Here is a 3,667-nt window from a genome sequence, read left to right as displayed (position 1 = left end):
GCTTGCCCGGCGGTAGCCGGGGCGCCGGGCGGGCACCCGAGGGGCGGCGTACGCCTCAGACCGCCGCCCTCTTGTCGCAGTCCTGTCCGCGCAGGGCGCGGGCGAGGTCGTCGCGTGCCTCCAGGACCAGTCGGCGCAGCGCGGGCGCCGCGTCCGGGTGGCCGTCCAGCCAGGTGTCGGCCGCCGCCAAGGCGTGGGCGTCGCCCTGGGCGGCCGGGAAGAGCCCGCGCACGATCGCCATCCCGATCTCGATCGACCGCTCCTGCCAGATCCGCTCGATCACCTCGAAGTAGCGCGGTGCGTACGGCGCCAGCAGCTCCCGCTGGCCCGGCTGGTCGAAACCGGAGATGGTGGCCTCCACCAGGGCGTTGGAGAGCCGGTCGGACTCCACCACCGCCTCCCATGCCTCGGCCTTGACCGCGGCGGAGGGCCGGGCGGCCAGGCACCGCACCTGGTGGCGCTTGCCGGAGGCGGTGTCGTCGCGCGCCAGCTCGGCGCCGATCAGCGCCTCGTCGGCCTGACCGCTCGCGGCCAGCGCGGCCAGGAACGTCCAGCGCAGCTCCTGGTCCACATCCAGCCCGTCGATCCGGGCCGTGCCGTCCAGCAGCCCGCTCAGCATCCGCAGCTCGGACTCGGCGACGGCGACCTGCGCGAAGAACCGCGCCCAGGCGAGCTGATGCCCGCTGCCCGGCTCGGCCTGCCGCAGCTCGCTCAGCGCGACCTCGGCGAGCCGGGCACCGGCCGCCTCGCGCGCCTCCGGCGCCGAGTAGTGGTGCAGGGCGGACAGCGCCCACGTCTGGACCATCTGGAGCACGCCGATGTCGCTCTCGGCCCCGGCGAACCGCCGCACCAGCTCCAGATAGTCGCGGGCGGGCAGCAGCGCGTCACGGGTGAGGTTCCACAGCGCGGACCAGCTCAGCGCGCGGGCGAGGGGGTCGGTCAGCTCGCCCAGGTGCTGGCGCAGAGTGTCCAGCGACCCCTCGTCGAAGCGGATCTTGCAGTAGGTGAGGTCGTCGTCGTTGACCAGGATCAGATCGGGCCGGGCGGCGCCGGTCAGCTCGGGGACGACCGTACGGGGGCCGTCGACGTCGACCTCGGCGCGGGCGTAGCGCACCAGCGCCCCGGGGCGCTCACCGGCCGGGGCCTCCTTGCGGTACAGCCCCACCGCCACCCGGTGCGGCCGCAGCGTCCCACGCGGCGGAGCCGCATATTCGGAACCAGCGCTCTCGGCGGCCTCCTGCTCCACCGCCAGCTCGGTGATATGCCCCTCGGCGTCATAGGTGGCGTGCGGGGTGAGCGCGTTGACCCCCGCGGTCTCCAGCCAGGCGCGCGACCAGGTGGCCATGTCCCGGCCCGAGGTCTCGCCGAGCACCGACAGCAGATCCGACAGCCGGGTGTTGCCGTACGCGTGTCGCTTGAAGTAGCGCCGCGCGCCCTCCAGGAAGGCGTCCTGCCCGACGTAGGCCACGAGCTGCTTGAGCACGGAGGCGCCCTTGGCGTAGGTGATCCCGTCGAAGTTGAGCTTGGCGTCCTCCAGGTCATGGATGTCGGCCGTGACCGGGTGGGTGGACGGCAGTTGGTCGGCGCGATAGGCCCATGCCTTGCGGCGGTTGGCGAAGGTGATCCAGCCGTCCGTGAAGCGGGTCGCCCCGACCAGCGCGAAGGCCCCCATGAAGTCGGCGAACGACTCCTTGAGCCACAGGTCGTCCCACCACTCCATGGTCACCAGGTCGCCGAACCACATATGCGCCATCTCGTGCAGGATGACGTTGGCCCGGCCCTCGTACGACGCCTGGGTGACCTTGCCGCGGAAGACGAACTCCTCCCGGAAGGTCACACAGCCCGGGTTCTCCATCGCACCGAGGTTGTACTCCGGCACAAACGCCTGGTCGTACTTGCCGAACGGGTACGGATAGTCGAAGTGGTCGTGGAAGAAGTCCAGCCCCTGCTTGGTGACGGTGAAGATGTCGCCCGCGTCGAAGTGCTTGGCCAGCCCCTTGCGGCACAGCGCGCCCAGCGGGATCTCCAGCTCGGAGCCGTCCGGCAGGGTGCGGCGGTAGAGGTCGCTCTCGTGGTGGTACGGACCGGCGAGCACGGCCGTGATGTACGTCGAGATGGGCCGGGTCGGGACGAAGTGGCTGGTCGCGGCGGAATCGTCGGCACCGGACGGCTCCACCCGGTCCACCGTCCCGTTGCTCAGCACCGTCCAGCCCTCCGGGGCGGTCACCGAGAAGGTGAACGGGCCCTTGAGATCCGGCTGTTCGAAGTTGGCGAAGACCCGCCGGGCGTCGGCTGGCTCGTACTGGGTGTAGAGGTAGACCTCGCCGTCCTCCGGGTCCACGAAGCGGTGCAGGCCCTCGCCGGTGCGGCTGTAGGCGCACTGCGCGTCCACCACCAGCTCGTTCTCCGCGGCGAGCCCGTCCAGCGCGATCCGGGAGCCGTCGAAGACCGCCGCCGGGTCCAGCTCCCGCCCGTTGAGCCGCACCGAGGTCACCGAGGGCGCCAGCAGATCGGCGAAGGTCGCCGCGCCCGGCTCGGCGCAGCGGAAGCGGATCGTGGTCGTGGAGCGGAAGGTGCGCGGCCCGGACCCGGTGTGGTCACCGACCGCGGACCGCAGATCGAGCGCAACCTCGTAACCCTCGACGGTCAGCAGCTTCGCCCGCGCACGGGCCTCGTCACGGGTCAGGTTCTCACCGGGCACGACGCGGCTCCCTCGGCAATGTCTCGCATCTCGGATATCGGACAGCGGAAATCATGTCACGGTGCACCGACAGCCGGTATCGGGGAATGGGCTCCCCTCCCGCCCGCGTTGGGTCAGGTAGCCAGTTCTCTATTCATTTGCGATGACCACGCGCCCGCTCGAGGAGAAACCATGACCGAGACTGCCAAGACGCCCGTCGACTTCTGGTTCGATCCGGGGTGTCCCTGGGCCTGGATGACCTCGCGCTGGATGCTCGAGGTGGAGAAGGTGCGCCCGGTCGAGGTGCGTTGGCACGTCATGAGCCTCGCCGTCCTCAACGAGCCCAAGCTCGATGAGCTGCCCGAGGAGTACCGCGAGCTGATGAAGACCGCCTGGGGCTCGGTCCGGGTCTGCATCGCCGCCGAGCAGCAGCACGGCAGCGAGGTCCTCGGCCCCCTCTACACCGCGCTCGGCACCCGCTACCACAACCAGGGCCTGGAGAGGGGGAAGCGCGAGACGATCGTGGCCGCCCTCGAGGAGGTCGGTCTCCCCGCCGATCTCGCCGACTTCGCCGACTCCGACGCATACGACACCGAGCTGCGCGCCTCCCACAAGGAGGGCATCGACCTGGTCGGCCAGGACGTGGGCACCCCCGTCATCGCCGTCCCGGGCTCGGACGGCGAGCAGGTCGCCTTCTTCGGCCCCGTGGTCACCCCGGCTCCCAAGGGCGAGGACGCCGCCAAGCTCTGGGACGGCACCCTGATGGTCGCCTCGATCCCCGGCTTCTACGAGATCAAGCGGACCCGTACGGTCGGCCCGATCTTCGACTGACGCCCTCCGCCGCCGCCACGGCAAGGGCCGCCGCCACGGCAAGGCCGCCGCCACGGCAAGGCCCCCGCGCGAGTCGACCGCGCGGGGGCCCTTTTTCGCTTCCCGGCCGCCCCCGCGTGGGCTCACGCGGGGGCGGCCGAGTGGCCATGCCCGGGC

The 3,667-nt window shown here is 71.4% G+C and carries 2 protein-coding genes; one reads left to right on the top strand and one right to left on the bottom strand.

Annotated features, from left to right (window positions below; genetic code table 11):
• Positions 1–55: 55 nt before the first annotated feature.
• Entirely contained in the window at positions 56–2,701 is a 2,646-nt protein-coding gene (gene pepN, locus KN815_RS47595; protein WP_216347991.1) for an aminopeptidase N, read from the bottom strand.
• A 171-nt stretch (positions 2,702–2,872) separates the two neighbouring features.
• Between pepN and KN815_RS47590 the strand changes: the two genes are divergently transcribed.
• Complete coding sequence (locus tag KN815_RS47590; protein ID WP_216347990.1) at positions 2,873–3,511, top strand: DsbA family oxidoreductase; 639 nt, start codon at positions 2,873–2,875, stop codon at positions 3,509–3,511.
• Positions 3,512–3,667 lie beyond the last annotated feature (156 nt).

The sequence above is a fragment of the Streptomyces niphimycinicus genome, assembly GCF_018883605.1.
Classification (GTDB): Bacteria; Actinomycetota; Actinomycetes; order Streptomycetales; family Streptomycetaceae; genus Streptomyces; species Streptomyces niphimycinicus.
This window is presented reverse-complemented; position numbering and strand designations above follow the sequence as displayed.

Coding starts and splice junctions, on each gene's coding strand:
- KN815_RS47590 (WP_216347990.1), top strand. CDS start 2,873: ATGACCGAGACTGCCAAGACGCCCGTCGACTTCTGGTTCGATCCGGGG.